Consider the following 20,347-nt stretch of genomic DNA (forward strand, 5'->3'; position numbering starts at 1 on the left):
TTTTAATTTATTTTGTTCACAATAGAAAGACGTTTTATTGTTGATTCTTAAATCTTTAATTTATTAAAATCTCATAAAACATTAATTTAACGATTTTGGGCACTTACATTTATTAAATGGTATATTTGCAAATTTTAAAGTAAGAAGTAAAACGTATAGCAGTCAAAGCTATTTGTAAATATAAAAACCATGAAAGCAGGAATTGTAGGATTACCTAATGTTGGAAAATCAACTTTGTTTAATTGTTTGTCTAATGCCAAAGCGCAAAGTGCAAACTTTCCTTTTTGTACAATAGAACCAAATATTGGTGTGGTAAACGTACCAGATCCTCGTATTAACAAACTGGAAGAGCTAGTTAAACCAGAACGTGTGCAAATGGCGACTGTTGATATCGTGGATATCGCAGGCTTGGTAAAAGGAGCAAGTAAAGGAGAAGGATTAGGAAATCAATTCCTTGGAAATATTAGAGAGTGTAATGCTATTATTCACGTTTTACGTTGTTTTGATAACGATAACATTGTTCACGTTGATGGTAATGTAAACCCAATTCGTGACAAAGAAACGATCGATATTGAGTTGCAATTAAAAGATCTTGATACGGTAGAAAAACGTCTAGAAAAAGTTAACCGTGCTGCAAAAACTGGAAACAAAGAAGCAATCACTGAGAAAGCACTTTTAGACCGTATAAAAGACACACTTTTGCAAGCAAAATCGGCTCGTACAATTACTTTAGAAAGCAATGACGAAGAAGTATTGATGGAAGGTTTCCAATTAATTACAGCAAAACCAGTTTTGTATGTATGTAATGTTGACGAAAACTCAGCAGTAAATGGGAATAAGTATGTTGACCAAGTTAAAGAATTAGTAAAGGATGAAGACGCTGAGGTAATTATTCTTTCAGTAGGAGCAGAGGCTGATATCACAGAATTGGAGAGCTATGAAGAGCGTCAAGTTTTTCTTGAAGATATGGGATTAACTGAGCCAGGTGCATCGGTTTTAATTCGTGCTGCATACAAATTATTGAAGCAACAAACGTATTTTACTGCAGGTGTTAAAGAAGTTCGTGCTTGGACGATCAATATAGGTTCAACTGCACCACAAGCTGCAGGAGTTATACATACTGATTTCGAAAAAGGATTTATTCGTGCTGAGGTAATTTCTTATGAAGATTATGTTGCATATGGATCTGAAGCGAAAGCAAAAGAAGCAGGTAAATTTAAAGTAGAAGGAAAAGAATATATTGTTAAAGATGGTGATGTAATGCACTTCCGTTTTAACGTATAATCTTTCCTGGAATAGCATAAATAAAATAGATTCTAGAATAATAGTTTAGAACAATGAATAGGAGGACCTGCAAAAGCAATTTTGCAGGTTTTTATCTTTTGGTTACACTGAAGCAAATACACAATCAATGAAATTTTTAAAGCAATTTGGAGCTAAGCCGTCAGCAGCCGATTTAAACCGATATTCTTTATCGAAAAATTGGAATGGTAAAATATTTGAGAATATCGAGGAGACGACGATGGATTTCTCTTGGTCAGAGTTGCCGTCGTTTTTAAAAAAGCAGTTTTTTGAAAAGAAAGGTAAGGCACCGGAAACTCCTATTTCAATCAAGCCTTTTAGTAATCAGCTTTTCGATAAAGCAAGTAATTTGATGCAAAGTATTTGGTATGGTCACTCGGCTATATTTATGCAGTTGAATCGACACACGATTTTAATCGATCCTATGTTTGGCCCTGATGCAGCACCCATAGCGCCGTTTGCTGTAAAACGTTTCAGTGAGCATGCGCTAAAGGTTATTGAAGAATTTCCTCAAATAGATTTGGTGCTATTGTCACACGATCATTACGACCATTTAGATTACGATAGTATTTTTAAATTAAAAGATAAAGTAAGCTGTTTTTATGTAGCTCTGGGCGTTAAGCGGCATCTAGTTTCTTGGGGAATAAATCCTGATATCATAACCGAATTTGATTGGTGGGAAAGTAAAGGGTTTAAAGACATTACAATTACATTTACGCCTACACGCCATTTTTCGGGACGCGGTGTGGGAGATCGCTCGCAATCGCTTTGGGGAGGCTTTGTCTTAAAAACAGCTCAAGAAAACATTTGGTTTAGTGGTGACAGCGGTTACGGCAAGCATTTCAAAGAAATAGGAGACCGACTCGGACCTTTTGATTTCGCTTTCATGGAATGTGGGCAATACAATGAAAATTGGCATCAAATCCACATGTATCCTGAGGAAAGCGTTCAAGCAGCATTAGATGCAAAAGTTAACAATTGTATGCCAGTACATTGGGCTGGTTTTGTTTTGGCGCAGCATTCGTGGACCGATCCCGTAGAACGTTTCACGGCAAAGGCAGCTATTGAAAAGCTAAACACTATTGTTCCAAAAATAGGGGAATTGTTCACCACTAAAACCATCAAAACTGAAAAATGGTGGAAAGGGGTTTAGGTTTTTTGGTTTAAATTTTTGAAGTCTCAAAGTTTCAGAAGTTTTAACAAGTTATTTTACTACTACTGTGACTTCCCAATCTTGTCCCGCTGAAAGCGTCTCATCCAAACCAGAGACTTTCTAATGAGTTGCAAGGTCATTATTATTCCCCAATCTTGTCCCGCTGAAAGCGTCTCTTTCAAACCATAGACTTTCGAATAAGTTATAAGGTTATTATTATGCCTCAATCTTATCACGCTGAAAAGCTTCCCATTTATATCAAGCAATTTTTAATTAGCCGCAAAGACGTTCCCCAATCTTGTCCCGCTGAAAGCGTCTCACCTAAGCAATGTAAATTCCTGTAAAAGGATAAGCTAATGATACTTTACCGCTATTAAAATTCAATTTTGGACTAATTTTCCTTATTTTTATAAAAAAAACAATGAAAATAGTAGCTTTTGGTGCCAGTCCCAGTAAAAACTCAATCAATAAAAAATTAGCCACTTATGCCGCTTCCCTTTTTGAAAATGCAGAAGTTGAGGTGTTAGATTTAAACGATTTTTCAATGCCTATTTTTAGTGTAGATGCCGAAGAGGGAATTGGACAACATGCTTTGGCTCAGTCTTTTTTGGATAAAATGGGTTCAGCAGATTTTTTGGTGGTTTCTCTAGCAGAGAATAACGGAAACTTTTCGGTGGCTTTCAAAAACATTTTTGATTGGTGTACGCGAATTCAAAAAGAAGTTTTTCAGAACAAACCTATGTTATTGTTGGCAACTTCGCCAGGTGGTAGAGGCGGAATAACAGTTTTAGAACTTGCTAAAGGTGCTTTTCCGCGCTTTGGTGCTGAAGTTAAAGGATCATTTTCTTTGCCTAATTTTGATGCCAATTTTGATACTGAAAAAGGTCAAATTTCCAACTTAGAGATGGATGCAGAATTGAAAAAAATGGTACGAGGATTACAATATTAAATATTCTAACTTTAACAAGGAAAACGCTTCTTCGGAGGCTTTTTTTTATGGTTGAAGTGAATGTTCTAATGAAACTTTGCTGAATATTCTTAAAAAAAATGTGCGAACTTATTACCCCCGACAGCAGCGGCATCCTTGTGGTGGCAGGTCCCGAAATTTCAGGAAATGCCGGCACAAGATACAGCGAATGGCGGGACAAAAGGTTGTTTTGGAAAATGGGTAATCTGGTCCTAAAAATAAATAAAAAGAGCTTCTGTGAACAAAATTTTTGGATAATTTTTGTTGGAATTTTGACATAAATTTTATTCTTAATAATTTTGGACGTTTGCTCTTTTAAAATATATTGAGATAGCTTATATTAGCACAAAATCGTTAAATCCCCGCAATGTCTGATCAAAATCAATATACCGAAGATAATATTCGGTCACTCGACTGGAAAGAACACATCCGTATGCGTCCTGGTATGTATATTGGGAAATTGGGTGATGGTTCTTCTGCTGATGATGGTATCTATATTTTATTAAAAGAGGTGCTCGATAATTGTATCGATGAGTTCGTTATGGGTGCTGGTAAGACAATTGAGGTTTCGATTAAGGATAAAACGGTTGCTGTACGTGATTACGGTCGTGGAATTCCGCTAGGGAAGGTGATTGATGTGGTTTCTAAAATGAATACGGGGGGGAAATATGACTCGCTGGCGTTTAAGAAATCAGTCGGTTTGAACGGTGTGGGAACCAAGGCAGTGAATGCTTTATCGAATTATTTTAGGGTAGAGTCAGTTAGAGATGAGAAACAAAAAGCGGCAGAATTTTCGGCTGGTAATCTTGTTCTCGAAGAGGAAATCATTGATACTACAAAGCGAAAAGGGACGAAGGTTACTTTTATTCCAGACGAAACTATTTTTAAGAACTACAAATTCAGAAATGAGTATGTGGTAAAAATGCTTAAAAATTACTGTTACTTAAATGCAGGGTTAACGATTATTTACAACGGTGAGAAATACTTTTCGGACAATGGATTGAAAGATTTATTAGATGAAAACATTGCCGAAGAGGATATGGTGTACCCAATTATTCACTTAAAAGGGGATGATATTGAAGTAGCGATCACACACAGCAAATCACAATACAGTGAAGAATACCACTCATTTGTAAATGGGCAAAATACTACGCAAGGAGGGACGCACTTAGTAGCTTTTAGAGAGGCAGTAGTAAAAACAATAAGAGAGTTTTATAACAAGAATTTTGATCCATCTGACATTAGGAAATCTATTGTGAGTGCCGTGAGTGTAAAGGTAATGGAGCCTGTATTTGAATCACAAACAAAAACAAAACTAGGTTCTACTGACATGGGTTCTGATCCTGGAATGCCATCAGTACGTACCTTTGTAAATGATTTTGTAAAAAACAAATTAGATAATTACCTACATAAAAACCCTGAAACGGCCGATTTGCTTTTGCGAAAGATTTTGCAAGCAGAGAGAGAGCGTAAAGAGCTTTCAGGTATTAGAAAACTAGCCAAAGACAGAGCGAAGAAATCGAACTTACATAATAAAAAGCTACGCGACTGCCGTGTGCATTTGCCTGATATTAAAAATCCGCGCTACCTAGAAAGTACGTTATTTATAACAGAGGGGGACTCGGCTTCGGGGTCGATTACTAAATCGCGCGATGTAAATACACAAGCCGTTTTTAGTTTGCGTGGTAAGCCTTTGAACTCGTACGGAATGAGTAAGAAAATTGTGTATGAGAACGAAGAATTCAACTTATTACAAGCAGCGTTAGATATTGAAGACGACATGGAAAACTTGCGTTACAACAATATTGTGATTGCAACAGATGCCGATGTCGATGGAATGCACATTCGATTATTATTGATCACATTCTTCTTGCAGTTTTTTCCAGAGTTGATCAAGGAAGGCCATTTATATATTTTACAAACGCCATTGTTTAGGGTTCGAAATAAAAAAGAAACCATTTACTGCTATTCAGACGAGGAGCGTAAAGAGGCAATAGAGAAATTAAAACCGAAGCCAGAGATCACTCGATTTAAGGGATTGGGAGAGATTTCGCCAGATGAGTTTCAGTTTTTTATTGGGGAAGATATTCGATTAGACCCTGTAATGATGGATAAAAACACCTCAGTAGAGCAATTGCTTTCTTTTTATATGGGGAAAAATACGCCAGACCGTCAAGAGTTTATTATTAAAAACTTGAAGGTAGAGCTGGATGTAGTAGAGAAGGAGTAACGTGATAATTTTGGAAATAAATACGAGTGTTAGAAAGTTTTCAAAATAAAATTTTATTCGCTCAGGTACTTGCGCTTTTCGAAAATGCACGCCATCATTTTACGCACTGTAAATTCAATCATGACCTAAACTTATTTTGAAATAGCTAGCGGGCTTGTTGAAGAAGAACAAAGCGGAAATGAAAGAGCGTAGTGTGGCAAACAAATACTGAAAGGACTCTCTACAGATTTTACAAAAGAATTTGGGAAGGGGTTTTCAAGGAGGAATTTAGAACAAATAAGAAAGTTCTTTAAAACATATTCAAATTCGTCATCACTGTCGACGATTTTGATAGAGTCTATTTTAAGTTATTTAAGTCTTAAGAATAGCAACATACCTTCACTAGTAAATACAAAACCGTTTTTACTATGTAAAGTAGATTTAATAAAATTAATTTCGTAATCACTATATGAAAGACGAGGAAGAGGATAATATAAATTCTGAAAGCGAAGATGTAAATTCTAATGAAGCCACTCCAGATGAAAATCAGGAACAGGAATCTATTGAAGAAACAACATCTTTGAATGAAGGAGGACATTTTTACGATAATAACGAAGACGGTGCAGAGACGATTACTAAGGTAACCGGAATGTATAAGGACTGGTTCCTAGACTATGCTTCTTATGTAATCTTGGAACGTGCTGTACCTGCAATCGAAGACGGTTTTAAGCCCGTGCAACGCCGTATCATGCACTCATTAAAAGAACTGGATGACGGCCGTTATAATAAAGTAGCCAACGTTGTAGGACACACCATGCAGTATCACCCACACGGAGATGCAAGTATTGGTGATGCTATGGTGCAAATAGGCCAAAAAGAATTATTGATAGATTGCCAAGGAAACTGGGGAAACATCCTTACAGGAGATAGCGCTGCAGCTTCCCGTTATATTGAAGCTCGTTTATCTAAGTTTGCTTTGGAGGTTTTATATAGTCCAAAAATTACAGATTGGGGAATGTCCTATGATGGGCGTAGAGCAGAACCAAATAATCTACCAGTAAAATTTCCGTTACTTTTAGCACAAGGAGCAGAGGGAATTGCTGTAGGTCTTTCGACCAAAGTATTGCCACACAATTTTAACGAATTGATTGATGCTTCGGTTAAAATTTTGAAAGGGAAGCCTTTTACAATCTATCCTGATTTTATGACACAAGGTATTGCCGATGTGTCTAATTATAACGATGGACTGCGTGGTGGTCGTGTGCGTGTGCGTGCAAAAATTGCGCAGTTAGATAAAAATACTTTGGTGATTACCCAGATTCCGTTTTCTACAAATACAACGACATTGATCGATAGTATTTTGAAAGCAAATGATAAAGGGAAAATAAAAATCAAGAAAATCGAGGACAATACAGCTGCCGATGTAGAGATTTTAATTCACCTGTATCCAGGAGTTTCTCCAGATAAAACAATTGATGCCCTGTTTGCATTTACTGCTTGTGAAACCTCAGTGGCACCATTAGGTTGTGTAATTGAGGATAACAAACCGTTGTTTATTGGGGTGTCTGATATGTTGAAAATATCGACAAATAGAACGGTGCAGTTATTAAAGAGCGAACTCGAAATCCAACTGAGCGAACTAGAAGAGCAATGGCATTTCTTGTCTTTGGAACGTATTTTTATCGAAAACAAAATCTACCGTGATATTGAGGAAAAAACCACAAGGGAAGATGTTATTAAAGCTGTTGATGATGGTTTAAAACCGCACATTACACATTTAAAGCGTGCTGTTAATGAAGAGGATATTCTTAGATTATTGGACATTCGAATCATGCGTATCTCTAAATTTGATAGTAACAAAGCACAGGATAAAATTGAAGCGCTAGAGGGTAGCATCGAGCAAGTAAAGCATGATTTAGAACACTTGATTGATTTTGCTATCGCATATTTTGTTAAACTAAAAGAAAAATACGGTAAAGGCCGAGAGCGTCAAACAGAACTTCGCATTTTTGACGATATCGAAGCTACTAAAGTTGTGCTTAGAAACACCAAGCTTTATGTGAATAGAGAAGAAGGTTTTGTAGGGACTAGCTTGAAAAAAGATGAGTACGTTACGGATTGTTCTGATATCGATGATGTAATTGTATTTCTACGAGATGGTAGTATGATGATTACAAAAGTCGATGCTAAGACCTTTGTAGGTAAAGATATCATTCACATTGCCATCTTTGACAAAAGTGATAAGCGTACTATATACAATGTGATTTACAGAGATGGAAAATCTGGCCCTTCCTACATTAAGCGTTTTAATGTGTCTGGTGTCACTAGAGATAAATTATATGATTTAACTAATGGTACAAAAGGATCTCAGATTTTGTATTTTACGTGTAATCCTAATGGAGAAGCCGAAGTAATTACAGTGATTTTAAGACAAGTAAGTAGTATTAAGAAATTGAAATTTGATATTGATTTTGCTAAACTTGCCATTAAAGGACGAGGCTCAAAAGGTAATCTTGCTAGTAAATATCCAATCAAGAAGATCGAAATTAAAGAAAAAGGAATTTCGACATTACTGCCACGAAAAGTGTGGTATGATGACACCGTACGTCGACTGAATGTTGATGGTAGAGGTGATTTATTGGGAGAATTTAGACCGAGTGACAAAATATTAATAATTCAGCAATCTGGAAAATTAAAAGTAGTTATCCCAGAATTAACGACTCATTTTGAAACAGATATGATTGTGCTGGAGAAATGGGTGCCAAAAAAACCTATCTCGGCTATTTATTTTGATGGTGAAAAGGAGCGCTATTATTTAAAACGCTTCTTGGTAGAAACCGAAAATAAGGAAGAAACCTTCATTACAGAGCATGCTAATTCACAGCTAGAAATAGTATCAACAGATTATCGCCCTGTGGCGGAACTTATTTTTCCAAAAGTAAAAGGCGTTCAAAAGGAAAGTATAACAATTGATGTCGAGGATTTTATAGCGATTAAGGGATTTAAAGCGTTAGGGAATCAATTAACTACAGATAAGTTAAAGCAAGTTAATATGCTAGAACCATTGCCGTATGAGATTCCAGTTGAGGTTAAACCAGAACGAATTGCGCCTAATGGGGATGATGATTCTAACGTGCAGCTTGATGACGATGGTCAAGTGATATTGTTTTAATCGATACTACAAATAGAAAATCCGAACTGCTCAAGAGTAATTCGGATTTTTTTTATTCTGTGAAGTAGATTTTGAAAGTAGATCCTACACCTTCTTCACTTTCGACACAAATTTTACCATTCATGGCTTCGATTTGATTTTTAGACATAAACAATCCTATTCCTCTGGCATCGTCATTACCATGAAATGTTTTATACATACCAAAGATTTTATGGCCATATTTTTCCATGTTGATACCTAAACCGTTGTCTGTAAAGGTCAATATAGTATAGGTCTCTCGTATCTCATAACCAATTTCGAGTTTGGGTTGTCTATCTGGTGATTGGTATTTTATAGCATTTGTCATTAAGTTAAGTAAAATGCTATCAAGATACGCTGGAATTGCATTGATAACTAAATCAGTAGGAATTACATCTGTTATATGTATGCCGCTTTCAAGTATAGTTTGACTGAGTGATTTTTTAATTTTCTCTATCTCTTTTTTAACATTAATACCAGTACGCTCAATATTTACATTGCGTTGAATGGTAATAATGTCATTTAGATACTCAATTGTTTCCGTAAGTTTTACCGTGCTGTCCTTTAAATAATCTGTATAGGATAACTTCTCTGCAACATCATCAGTATGCTCCATTACATCCAGTATCATCGATAGATTACTAGTATGAGATCTAATATTATGCGAAACGATGTGAGTGAAATTATATAGTTTGTTATTTTGCTGATTTGTAAACTCTAAGAGGCTTTTCATTTCTAATTCGCGCTCTTTTCTTTCGGTGATATCACGTCCCACACCCACAAATTTCATGCATTCACCTGAACTATCAAAAATAGGAGTGATGTTGAGCTCAAACCAATATTCTTGACGTTGCTTATTATAATTCAGTAAACTAACCTTTATATTCTCTCTGTTTTTAATCGCATTTCGAATGAGATTTGTTTTCTCACTATTTGTCTTTGGGCCTGTAAGCATTTGGCCCGGTTTTTTACCTTCCAGTTCCAGTAAAGAATAGCCCGTTAATTTAGAGAAAGCTTTATTGATCCATAATATTTCACCATTTGGATTAGTAATAACTATCGCATCTGTAGTTTCTTCTGCGACAAGAGATAGCATGGTAATGTTTTCACTGGCTTTTTTTCTTTCGCTAATATCTCTAAAAAAACAGACCAAATATGTTTTTGAAAGTACCTTGAATTTTTTTCCAGAAGCTATCTCTATCGGAATTCGTTGGTTTTGTTTATCAATTATGCAAGTTTCGGTTATTGAATATTCATCTTTACGCAATTGATTTTTATAGAATACGCGCACTTCCTTTTTTTTATCGAAAGGGAAGAGGTCAGCGTAATGCATTTCAAGTAGTTCGGCTTTATCAAAGCGTGTAAGTTCGTGAAAACGATTGTTGCAATCTCCAATAAAACCCGTCTCTGAATCAATAATTACGATAGCATCATTCGCGCTTGAAAACACAGATGAAAATTTCTCAACGCTATTTTCGAGTTCTTTTATTAAGTTTTGCTCATTAGTAATATCTTGAAAAGTCCCCAACAGTCTGCTAGCGAGTCCATTTACAAATTCGATTTCGCAAACACATTCAACGTGCTTTATATTATTTTTTTCAGTTTGTATTTCGAATTTATCGTTAAATGAAATGCCTTGATTTAGAGCACAATCTAGGTATTTTTGGATACTATCTCTACTTTTTCCTTCGCTATAAAAGCGTAGTCCATCACCAAAAACAGGAATGTAATCATCTGCCACTTCTAGTATTTGTCTTACTACAACATCCCAATAAATTGTATTATCAGCTAGATCTACTTGCCATATTCCAATCTTAGCAGATTTTGCTGCTTTAATATAAATTTCGTGTTCTTTATTCATAGATTGGTAGTATTGGGGTCTTTTAAAATAATATAAACTTCACATGCTGCTAGCTCTGTACATCGTAGGTGATTAAGAGGCTCTGTGTGGTTTATTTCTATTAATATGTTCTTAAATTTAGCTGCAAATTTTTTACTTTGCCATTAAAATCATATCTTAAGTAAGAATGAAATAAGTACTAACTAAAATACTAATAGCTATTAGTTAGTCAAAGTCATTATTTGTTACACAATGATAGTATTTTTTTTCATTTCTGCTCATGATTATTTAATGTAAATTTGTAAAAACAATACCTCCATGGAAGATACTTTTATTCAGTTTAAAAAACCATCATATCCTATTAATAAAGCTCTATTTGAATATTTAGAGCGGTTCGACCGAATCTCTAAGGTTTCAATATGTTATGATGATTTGTTGCGTTTTTCTGGAGCAATAAATGTATATGATAAGGAGGATAATGATACCTTATGGGCTCGTGTTTTTTACAATGAATTTGAACGCAATGAGATTGATTTAAACCTCAAAAAAATCTATTCATTACTGCATTCAGATGGTAATTCTGATATTTTAAAATTTTTAAATGTGGATGCCATTGATTATTGCACTTTTGGAAATTCAAAGCCCTTTAGAATAAAAGTTAGGAATATCTTGAATGATAATTATGTTCATTTTTATATTAAAAAAGCCGATGCTTCTAGAATATATGGTCTAGAATTAGAGCATATATTATCTCCAGATAAAATTAATTTCTTGGTTTATGAAGACACTTTAATCGAAGAACATATCATCGGAATTCCAGGTGATGTTTTCATGGATACCTTATTGAAAAATTGCACCGAAACTGAAAAAGCGCAAATTGCCAAAGAATTTGTAAAGTTTAATGAGCGCTGTATGATTCGTTTATTAGGAGATATGAGAGCCTATAATTATGTGATTGTTCCTATTCATGATTTTGATCAGGTGGTTTATAAAATTAGACCTATTGACTTTGACCAGCAATGTTATGAAGGGAATTTTAAAGTCTATCGTCCACAATTTTTCAAGGAGAATTATCCAATGGTTCGCTTGGTTAAAGAGAAATTGCAAGAAAGCTCGATCGAACAATATAAAAACGAAGAAAGAGCAGTCCTTGCTAAAAGGATTTTATCTGCAGAGACTAGAATTAAACGCATACTAAAGATTTTAGGTCAAGATAATATAGCTCCAGAAGAGCATATCACTCAGTTGAAAATGGATTTATATAAATATACAAATGATTTAAATTTTAAAAATGCTAAGAAAATGGGTAATGTGCTTAGTGCTGCCTTTAGATTTGTTACGCGAAATTATAAAAATACAAATTTGTTTAAACCGGGATTTTAAATCTCAGTAACATCATATTCATTATACAATTTATGAAAAGTTATATTTACATCATCACTAGTTCGATTTTATTACTAGCTTGTCAGCAAGACACTAAGCAAATCAAAACAGTTTATAAACTGCCTAAAAGTTTGAAAGAAGTTTCTGGAATTACTTATGGCAGTGATGCAGGGATATTGTGGATGCTCGAAGATAGCGGGAATAAAAACAAAATCTACGGTCTGGATAGCAAAGGTAAAATTCTAAAAGAAATCACGGTATCTAATACTAAAAATATTGACTGGGAAGATTTAACTAAGGACAGCTCCGGAAATCTATATATTGGTGATTTTGGAAACAATGATAATGAACGAAAAGACTTGTGCATCTATAAAATAAGTAAGGACAAGTTAACTCAAAAAAGTGCTAAACCAGAATATGCAGTGAAGTTTTCATATCCAGAGCAAAAAGATTTCCCACCTAAGAAAAATGATTTGATCTATGATGTAGAAAGTTTTTTTGAGCATAATAATAATTTTTATCTGTTCACCAAGAACAGAAGCAAACATTTTGATGGAACTACTTATTTATACAAAGTGCCTAATAGGGTGGGAACATATAAAGCACAACTATTAGGTAGTTTTAAGGCTGGAAGTACATTTGATACTGCTGCGATTACTAGTGCTGATATAAGCCCGAATGACTCAAAAGTGGCACTTTTGAGTCATACTAGGATTTTTGTTTTTGAAGAATTTAAAACTGATAATTTTTTATCAGGAAAAGTAAAGTCAGTCGCTTTAGGACACAATTCTCAAAAGGAAAGCATTATTTTTAAAGACGATAACAGCTTGCTTATCGCAGATGAAAAAGATAAAAATACCGGTGGCTACCTGTATAGTGTAGACCTTAGGGAAGCCAAATTAGAAGCCCAACCCTAAACCGAATGTGAAACGTCCTTGATCATCGGCACTTTTAAAATAAGCGATACGGGCTGTGATGATATCTAAACCATTTAACCACAGTCCGCCACCAATGGATTGATGCCATTTGTTTGAGTTTTCTCCATCTCGCCATACACGACCATAATCAAAACCTCCTAGAAGGCCGTATGACATGGGGATTACGCTACGTTTTATTTGACCAATATTCCATCTAAGATCTGTACTTTGAAAGAAAGACTGGTTTCCTAAAAAACGTTCGTTTCTAAAGCCTCTTAAGTCGTAGTCACCTCCTAAAGCGGCACCTTGGAAAAATTCAAAATTGTTATTTAAGATTGCTTTTCCCTTCAACAAAGTAGCAAGCACTAATTTTCCATTAGCATCAATTTTATGATTGAAGTTAATTTTAGATTCGATACTTGGAAAATTTTTCTTGGTATCTTCTAAATTCATTTTCCAGCTACCTGTAATTGAAAACCCCATCCCAATTAAAGGAAATGCAGCATTATCAGCATTATCAAAACTGTATTTCACACTAGCTCCAGCATATAATTGATTGTCAAAAACGCTTGGATTTACAGCATTTGCAACTCCTATAAAGCGATCGTTTGTACGCTCAACATCATAATTTTCAAATTCAGCTTTAATATTTAAAACACTTCCATTTTTTCCTACTCGGGTGATTTGTGGTGCCGCTTTTATCATTCTAATTTTTACTCTGTTGTAATCTTTACCTAGTTCTTCGTCACTGTTAACAGTATTATTTCCATAACCAAAGTAATTCATTGCAAAGTTTGGACTTGTCAATTGCGTAGCTAAATCAAAGTCAAAATCTTTAATCAATTTTGGAACACTTAAATTATAAAGTAGTTCAAATCCTGCCGTTGCAAAATAATAATTGGCTTTAAAAGTATGTTTCCTTGTGTAAGGATCTAGTTTAAATTTATTTACGGTGTAATTAGCTATAATCCCTATTTTCACTCCATCATCAGGATTAAAACCCATGGTAGGCAACCCACCAAACACATTGTATTTTGGTTTTCGATAATCATATAAGATCGTCTCATAATCATCAGTCAATGCCTTCTTAGTTTTTGCATCAACGTTCAATGTGTTTTTCTTAGATTTAAAGTCTACAATTTCAATTTTCTTACCATTTTCTACATTGTAAATGTCATTGTTTTGACCACCAATTAATCTCAATTTGATTGCTGTATTTCCTTTTCCACTCACATCAAATTGATCGTCATCGTCTAATCCGTAGAACCAAATGTTTTTTGTCTGCTTTCTTGTGTAGGTATTTGTATATTGAAATTCTTCACCGTCTTTTTTCAAACGAGAAACCGTAACAATTAGCTTCTTTTTGTCACTGCGGTCAATCTTAAAACGGTCTTTTTTATTTGTTCCTACAATCAAAACTCGTTTTTGTAATACATCAAAATATTCACTTGCGTATTTAGTCAGTTTGCCTCTTCGTGATTTTAAATTCTCCTTGATCACTTCAATTGTATTGTCTTGAACCTCTTTTGGTAAGTTATTAAAAGCACCTTCAATATCTGCATCTGATAAGTTTCTTTCAATAAATTTTGCTTGCTTTATCCAGTCTTTTTCTGTGGCCGTTTTTAAAAATGCTAAATCTAATGTGTACGCTTCTCTATTCAACCACTTCACACTGCGAATATCCTTTTTAAAAGTTTGCATGTGACGAACAGCAGGAATATTCATTAAAATAGCAAGTAGTGCACCATCATATTTAGGGAACACTTGATCACGATCTCTAGGGATTGGTCTGTATATTACTTTATCTCCCTTTTTATATTCTCCCCATCTCCATTGATCAAAATGGCGATCCCAGTCACCTAGAAGCATATCAAACAAACGAGCTTTGATGTATTCATCTTCATCAATTACATATTTTTCATCCTTGCGTAAATTTTCTAAGACCTCATTTGTGCCTATAATATCGGTTGGCTTTTCGCCAAAAATAGCTAGGTTTTTTTGTTCTTTCGAAGGACGTTCTTCTACTAGGTACAATTCGTCACCAAAACTTTCATTATACTCGCCCAGTTGATTTTGCTTGGGAATATAATATAACAAAGGATTGGTATGCGAAACACCTATTTTTTCAGCTAAGTTTCCTACTGCTAAAGAAGCATAAGGATGTGCTGTTGTGTAGAAATCATATAAAAAATCTTCAGCGGTTGTATTTTTAAAACTTTCTTCTACATACTGATTTTTAAACGCGACACTTTGTAAGAAACGAGAAACACTCTTTTTTACTGCTCGCATCACATATTCTTTACCATTTTTATCCTCAAGACGCAATGATCGGGATTGATGACCCCCACCAGCAATCGTAGGATGAACTCCACCATAAAGTTGATCTAAGCTTATTGTCTTGGCATTTAGTAACTGTCCGTAATACGTTCTATAATGTTTTCCAAAAAAGAAAGAATGTGCTCTACTTTTATCGACCATATCTGCAGTATAGACTGAGGTTTCTATAGTAGCGGGAAATGTTTTAGGGTAATCTAATGTTAGTTTTACTTCAGGGAATAAAACAGTTTTTTTGAAAAGTACTTTTAACTCGTTATTTTCTTTTCCAGTGTAGGTAACTGTCGCCTTACCGTTGTCGTATACGTCTAAAGTTGCAAATCCATTTTTACCATAAGAAAAGTCATTAGGGTAAACTGCTTTTGCTGCTTGAGTTTTAGATCCAGCGCCACTAATAATTTGTTTTACGTTGTCTTTGTCAATGTACTGTAAATTGTGATCGTGTCCAGATACTACGATGACATTGTTGAATCCTTTAACTAAGGTTTGAATGCGGTCGCTTAAATTACGGTATTTTTTATTTTGGATATCCTGCGGACTGATACCAGATGTTTTGCGCAACAAATTCATAAAAGATCCTATAATCGGTAGAGGAATAGGTTGCTCCAACGGAAAAATCTGTTGTTTTAGAGAGAATTGTCCACCGTGGCTTCCGTTATTGATTAATGGATGATGTAAAGCGAGGACAACAGTCTTGTCTTTATTCTTGCTTAAAAGACTCTCTAATTCGGTTAAAAAATCTTCACGGGTTTTAATGTCACAGTTGTCGTTTATCGTAGGTATCTTATCCCAATCTTCTAAAAACCACTGGCTATCAATGGTAATTAATGTCACCAAACTATCTATTTTAACATCATCAATTGCACAAGATTTTTTGGGTAAAAAAGCTTCTTTATTTTCAAGATGATTGGTAATAAATTCACTTTCTCTTTCAAGACCTTTAATACCACTATACCAGTCATGATTCCCTGGTATGAAAATAGTCTTCCCTTTAAAATCTTTAGTAAGTGCTAGTTGTGAGAGTAATTTGTTCTCTGCAATTGAGTGATTTTTTTTATCACTTTCGTTAGGCATTCCTTTAGGATAAATGTTATCTCCTAGAAATAACAAGGTGGTATTTTTATCTTCTGTTTTAATTTTTTCATGAAACAGTTCAAGAAATTGTTTAGGTTCTGCTTGATCAGCATTTCCGGCGTCACCAATTAAATAAAAACGATGTGCAATTTTTGCCGTATCTTTTTCGTTAGTAGGAACTGGATTTTCTACGTTTTTACCGTATTGTACGTGCTTCGTTGCACATGCTTGCAACATCAAGATTGATATTGGAATATATAAGAATATTTTAGTTTTTATAAATGTGTTATCCGGAAACAATTTCATAATTTAGTAGTATAAAAATTTGTTTATGACCCTTCTAGAAAAAGCCAAAGAATTTGTTGGTAAATTACTCAAAGATAATCTTTCTATATCATTTACCTATCATAATTTTAATCACACTTTAAACGTGGTTGAGGCTGCCACAATACTAGCAAAATCAGAGGTTTTGAATGAAACAGATACAGAAGTTTTACTTATAGCAGCTTGGTTTCACGACACGGGTTATACCAAGGGTTGCACGAATCATGAGCAGTCAAGTATTGCTATTGTATCTCAGTTTTTAAAAGATAATAATAAGGAACAAGTTTTTATTGACGCTGTTGCAAAAGTGATTGAAGCTACCATTTATGATCGCAGTCCTCGAACGCAGTTAGAGAAAATCATTAAAGATGCTGATTACTCGCATTTTGCAAGAGAAGATTACTTAACCTTGTGTGAAAAGCTGAGAAAAGAGTGGGAGGTAACTAGTCAGAAATTCTACTCTGATTTAGAATGGGCAAAAGAAAACCTACATATCATCTCACAATTTCATGTATATTACACCCAATACGCTCTAGAAAATTGGCAACCCATTAAAGAAAAAAATATACAATTGATTCAAAATAAGATTAACGACGATGTTGTTACAGGAACAGTAGAAACTAAAGAAACAGAGGATAAGAAAAAGAAGAAGAAAAAATCAAAAAAGTTAAAGACCAGTAGGGGAGTAGACACACTTTTTAGAATTACTTTAAGTAATCATACCCGTTTAAGTGGTATTGCAGATAGCAAAGCCAATATCTTATTATCAGTAAATGCTGTTATAATTTCTATTGCATTGTCTTCTATTATTCCAAAATTAGATAGCCCAAGCAACAGTTACTTAATCATTCCTACATTTATCATGTTGATGTTTAGTGTAATATCGATCATTTTTGCCATATTATCCACTCGCCCAAAAGTAACGACTGGTACTTTTACGAGGCAAGATATTGAAGACAAAAAAGTGAATTTATTATTCTTTGGTAATTTCTTTAAAATGCCGTTAGAAGAGTATGAGTGGGCAGTAAACGAAATGATGAAGGACGATAAATACTTGTACAACTCTATGATTAAAGATTTGTACTTCTTAGGGCTTGTTTTAGAGAAAAAATACAGCTTGTTGAGGATTACCTATAATATTTTCATGCTAGGAATCATCGTATCTGTAATATCATTTGTTATTGCTTTCAACTCAATTCACGCTTAAGTAAGTACTTTAATTAATTTCGTTAAGTAAATCTTCATAGCTGTAAGCTTCATCTGGAACATCAGTGTTGCAAACTTTAATTCGTAACGCTCTCAATCCAGAGACACCTTGCAATTCTTGAACATCAAATTGCTCAATTGTAGGCTCGAGTATCTTTTTAAATTGTAAAAATTTAATGTATTTTAAATACTCTTTTTCTTCGTAATCGTTAGAATAAACAATTGTGATCTTTTCTTTTTGCGTGATGCGTTCTCTCGTTCCTTTAATATTAGCTTTGTCGATACGCTTTTTTACCACTTCATAACGTGCGTTGTAGGTTCCGTCTACGTCAAAACGTTTTTCATCCATTCTAAAACGAACGGATATCGGAGAACTGAAAACTAAAATAAGTGAAGTAACGTCAAGTTCGTATGGTAAAATAGATTTTAAGCGATGGTGCTCTAATTCCATTTTACACAAAGTTTGTAATTGCCACAACCTTAAGTTGCTCAAGTACATAGTGTCAAAAGTTTGCGTAGGTGCAATTGAGGCACCAATATATAAATTGTGTTCTACACCGTCTGTCTTAAAACGTTCAAAATAATGAGGAAATATTTGTTGCGCCTCTTTTTGTTCGTGATCTAAAATTGACGCCATTTTTTTATTAATAATCGACATGGCATCATCAAAGTTTTTTCTCGAATGATAAAATAATGCTGTCTTAGAATCTAGTTCAGAAAAATAGTTTGCAATCAATACTTTATTGTCCTCGTCAATCTTCTCATTTCTAAGAATAGGATGAATCTCTTTTTGTATGTATGCTTGGATTTGTTGTTCAGTATCTGCTTTCAATTCTAAACTTAGTTCATTGTAGTAACTTTGCATCTCAAATTTAAGCTGCTCTAAAAGAGGTACATTATTGATTACATTCAATCTATCGACAATAGTCAACAACGTACTCAACTGATTTTTCAAATCTTCTTTTACCGTCTCATTTCGATGTTCAGAGGACCCTTTAATATCAATTTGTCCATATAAAGGATAGACATCTTTAAATACTATTTCTTTAAAAATGTAATCCTTATTCTTGTTACTCGACTTTAAATATTTTTCGACTTCTTTTTTAAATTTCCAGTAAACGCTAGAGTGAATCGCAGTATACTCGCGTTGAATTACAGCTTCTATTTGGTTCTCGATATCTACATTATAGCGTTCGATTGTATCAATAACAAACGGGAGAACTAACTTTAAATTTGTAGCATTGACGCTGTTTAAACTTCTAACATTAGTAGAAACCAATTCAATTATTCCTAATAATTTTCCGTTCTTGACCACAGGTGCAAAAATGCAACTTTTAATATTTTGTTTTAATAAATGTTCGCCAAGTTTTTCATTGCCTGAAGTTTGTGCAAAGTGAGCAACATTCGAAATTGAAAGCATTTTTTGCTGATCAACAACATGAGCTATTGTGCAATCCATAAAGGCACTGCTGCAATTCATTTCGGAATGATCAGTTAATAAAAAGCTTATTACATCATCGTTATTATAAGGTGGTCTAATGAATTTGTCTTCTTCTTCATTGTACATAATTAAACCTACCCTAATATCATTTAATTTGAAAATAGATCTAAAAATTTTCTCAAACTTAGGGTTGCTTCTTTCCTGTTTGTCTTCTTTTAAAAGTAGGTTACTTTTTAGGTTCGAAATAGCACTTTCAGTAGTAGCATCAAAAAGTGTGATGATACCAAATCCTTTTAAAATCCAACTCTCATTTGGGAATTTTTCCTTCCATAGCGCAATATCTTCGTAGTTGTCGATCAACAATTCGATGTCTTCGATACTTAATTCAGGAGCTTTGGCTGTCTTAATAATCTCAATAAAATCAGCGTTATATAATATTCTATAATGTTTAGTAATTCCGTTCTCGTCTGGGATATCGTAAAACAAAGGCTTTGTAATATCAAACTGTTGTTTATAATGAAAATTCAATATTAAGATACAGCTCATGATATAATATTGATCTGCATCAAAATCACGAATGGTGATATCAAATGCTCCACCTGCATTTTTGAGTATCTTTTTGAAACGCTCTGAATAATTGAACATCAAGTTTTGAAACGGAATGGTTACCGCTTTAATTTCATTATGTGTAAGGAGAGTAGGAAACAAGTCTGATAAAAGGTTCTTTACCAACCCTTCATTTTCATAAATTACAGTTAAGTCATTTATTCCCGACTTTAATTCAGGTAAATGCGTTATTTCTTTCAATAATGATTTGGCGTAAATAGCACGGTAATCTATATCTGATACAGCAATTTCTTCCAAAGATTCAATCAACTTGTGAAAAGAAATTTCAGTTTTAAAAGGACTTTCTGAGAAAAGATTATAATTCATCGTGGTATTTTAAAGGTATGCAAAATTACAAATTTAGTATCGCTTGAAGCCCATTCGAACCGAATAATTTGGCA

Annotated in this window: 12 protein-coding genes; 9 read left to right on the plus strand and 3 right to left on the minus strand. The window is 34.2% G+C overall.

The genetic code is table 11. The features are described from left to right. Nucleotides 1–189 precede the first annotated feature (189 nt). The 6 genes from ychF to H603_RS0114930 all read left to right on the plus strand — a co-directional run bounded on the left by ychF (nt 190) and on the right by H603_RS0114930 (nt 8,803). Entirely contained in the window at nt 190–1,284 is a 1,095-nt protein-coding gene (gene ychF / locus H603_RS0114905; protein WP_026709366.1) for a redox-regulated ATPase YchF, read from the plus strand. 127 nt (nt 1,285–1,411) lie between these two features. Continuing rightward, entirely contained in the window at nt 1,412–2,455 is a 1,044-nt protein-coding gene (locus H603_RS0114910) for an MBL fold metallo-hydrolase (protein WP_026709367.1), read from the plus strand. 421 nt (nt 2,456–2,876) lie between these two features. Beyond that, the gene (locus H603_RS0114915) at nt 2,877–3,404 is read left to right on the plus strand and encodes an NADPH-dependent FMN reductase (protein WP_026709368.1); all 528 of its coding nucleotides are present in this window, start codon (nt 2,877–2,879) and stop codon (nt 3,402–3,404) included. A gap of 385 nt (nt 3,405–3,789) precedes the next feature. Continuing rightward, on the plus strand, nt 3,790–5,652 hold the full coding sequence (locus H603_RS0114925; RefSeq protein ID WP_026709370.1) for a DNA topoisomerase IV subunit B: 1,863 nt from the start codon (nt 3,790–3,792) through the stop codon (nt 5,650–5,652). 207 nt (nt 5,653–5,859) lie between these two features. Next, on the plus strand, nt 5,860–6,093 hold the full coding sequence (locus H603_RS17790) for a DUF1016 N-terminal domain-containing protein (RefSeq protein WP_394359130.1): 234 nt from the start codon (nt 5,860–5,862) through the stop codon (nt 6,091–6,093). A gap of 7 nt (nt 6,094–6,100) precedes the next feature. Then, nucleotides 6,101–8,803, plus strand: a complete 2,703-nt coding sequence (locus H603_RS0114930) for a DNA gyrase/topoisomerase IV subunit A (RefSeq protein ID WP_026709371.1) — start codon at nt 6,101–6,103, stop codon at nt 8,801–8,803. A gap of 52 nt (nt 8,804–8,855) precedes the next feature. Here the strand turns inward: H603_RS0114930 and H603_RS17190 are convergent, their stop codons facing one another. Next, on the minus strand, nt 8,856–10,682 hold the full coding sequence (locus H603_RS17190) for a PAS domain-containing sensor histidine kinase (RefSeq protein WP_051219354.1): 1,827 nt from the start codon (nt 10,680–10,682) through the stop codon (nt 8,856–8,858). Between the two features lie 297 nt (nt 10,683–10,979). On the opposite strand from H603_RS17190, the gene H603_RS0114940 reads away from it, so the two are divergent. Next, nucleotides 10,980–12,044, plus strand: a complete 1,065-nt coding sequence (locus tag H603_RS0114940) for a hypothetical protein (protein WP_026709372.1) — start codon at nt 10,980–10,982, stop codon at nt 12,042–12,044. A gap of 32 nt (nt 12,045–12,076) precedes the next feature. Beyond that, nucleotides 12,077–12,961 (plus strand): SdiA-regulated domain-containing protein, encoded by an 885-nt coding sequence (locus H603_RS0114945; RefSeq protein ID WP_026709373.1) that lies wholly within the window; start codon nt 12,077–12,079, stop codon nt 12,959–12,961. Here H603_RS0114945 and H603_RS0114950 read toward each other — a convergent pair. Further along, nucleotides 12,944–16,675 (minus strand): metallophosphoesterase, encoded by a 3,732-nt coding sequence (locus tag H603_RS0114950; protein ID WP_026709374.1) that lies wholly within the window; start codon nt 16,673–16,675, stop codon nt 12,944–12,946. The genes H603_RS0114945 and H603_RS0114950 overlap by 18 nt on opposite strands. Nucleotides 16,676–16,700: 25 nt before the next feature. On the opposite strand from H603_RS0114950, the gene H603_RS0114955 reads away from it, so the two are divergent. Further along, on the plus strand, nt 16,701–17,900 hold the full coding sequence (locus H603_RS0114955) for a Pycsar system effector family protein (protein ID WP_026709375.1): 1,200 nt from the start codon (nt 16,701–16,703) through the stop codon (nt 17,898–17,900). 9 nt (nt 17,901–17,909) lie between these two features. On the opposite strand, the gene H603_RS0114960 is transcribed toward H603_RS0114955, so the two are convergent. Further along, nucleotides 17,910–20,273: a GAF domain-containing protein gene (locus tag H603_RS0114960; RefSeq protein WP_026709376.1), complete on the minus strand. Its 2,364-nt coding sequence runs from the start codon at nt 20,271–20,273 to the stop codon at nt 17,910–17,912. Between the last annotated feature and the right edge of the window lie 74 nt (nt 20,274–20,347).

This window comes from Flavobacterium frigidarium DSM 17623 (genome assembly GCF_000425505.1).
Lineage (GTDB): Bacteria > Bacteroidota > Bacteroidia > Flavobacteriales > Flavobacteriaceae > Flavobacterium > Flavobacterium frigidarium.

Coding starts and splice junctions, on each gene's coding strand:
- H603_RS0114955 (WP_026709375.1), top strand. CDS start 16,701: ATGACCCTTCTAGAAAAAGCCAAAGAATTTGTTGGTAAATTACTCAAA.
- H603_RS0114910 (WP_026709367.1), top strand. CDS start 1,412: ATGAAATTTTTAAAGCAATTTGGAGCTAAGCCGTCAGCAGCCGATTTA.
- ychF (WP_026709366.1), top strand. CDS start 190: ATGAAAGCAGGAATTGTAGGATTACCTAATGTTGGAAAATCAACTTTG.
- H603_RS0114950 (WP_026709374.1), bottom strand. CDS start 16,675: ATGAAATTGTTTCCGGATAACACATTTATAAAAACTAAAATATTCTTA.
- H603_RS0114945 (WP_026709373.1), top strand. CDS start 12,077: ATGAAAAGTTATATTTACATCATCACTAGTTCGATTTTATTACTAGCT.
- H603_RS0114960 (WP_026709376.1), bottom strand. CDS start 20,273: ATGAATTATAATCTTTTCTCAGAAAGTCCTTTTAAAACTGAAATTTCT.
- H603_RS0114940 (WP_026709372.1), top strand. CDS start 10,980: ATGGAAGATACTTTTATTCAGTTTAAAAAACCATCATATCCTATTAAT.
- H603_RS0114930 (WP_026709371.1), top strand. CDS start 6,101: ATGAAAGACGAGGAAGAGGATAATATAAATTCTGAAAGCGAAGATGTA.
- H603_RS17190 (WP_051219354.1), bottom strand. CDS start 10,682: ATGAATAAAGAACACGAAATTTATATTAAAGCAGCAAAATCTGCTAAG.
- H603_RS0114925 (WP_026709370.1), top strand. CDS start 3,790: ATGTCTGATCAAAATCAATATACCGAAGATAATATTCGGTCACTCGAC.
- H603_RS0114915 (WP_026709368.1), top strand. CDS start 2,877: ATGAAAATAGTAGCTTTTGGTGCCAGTCCCAGTAAAAACTCAATCAAT.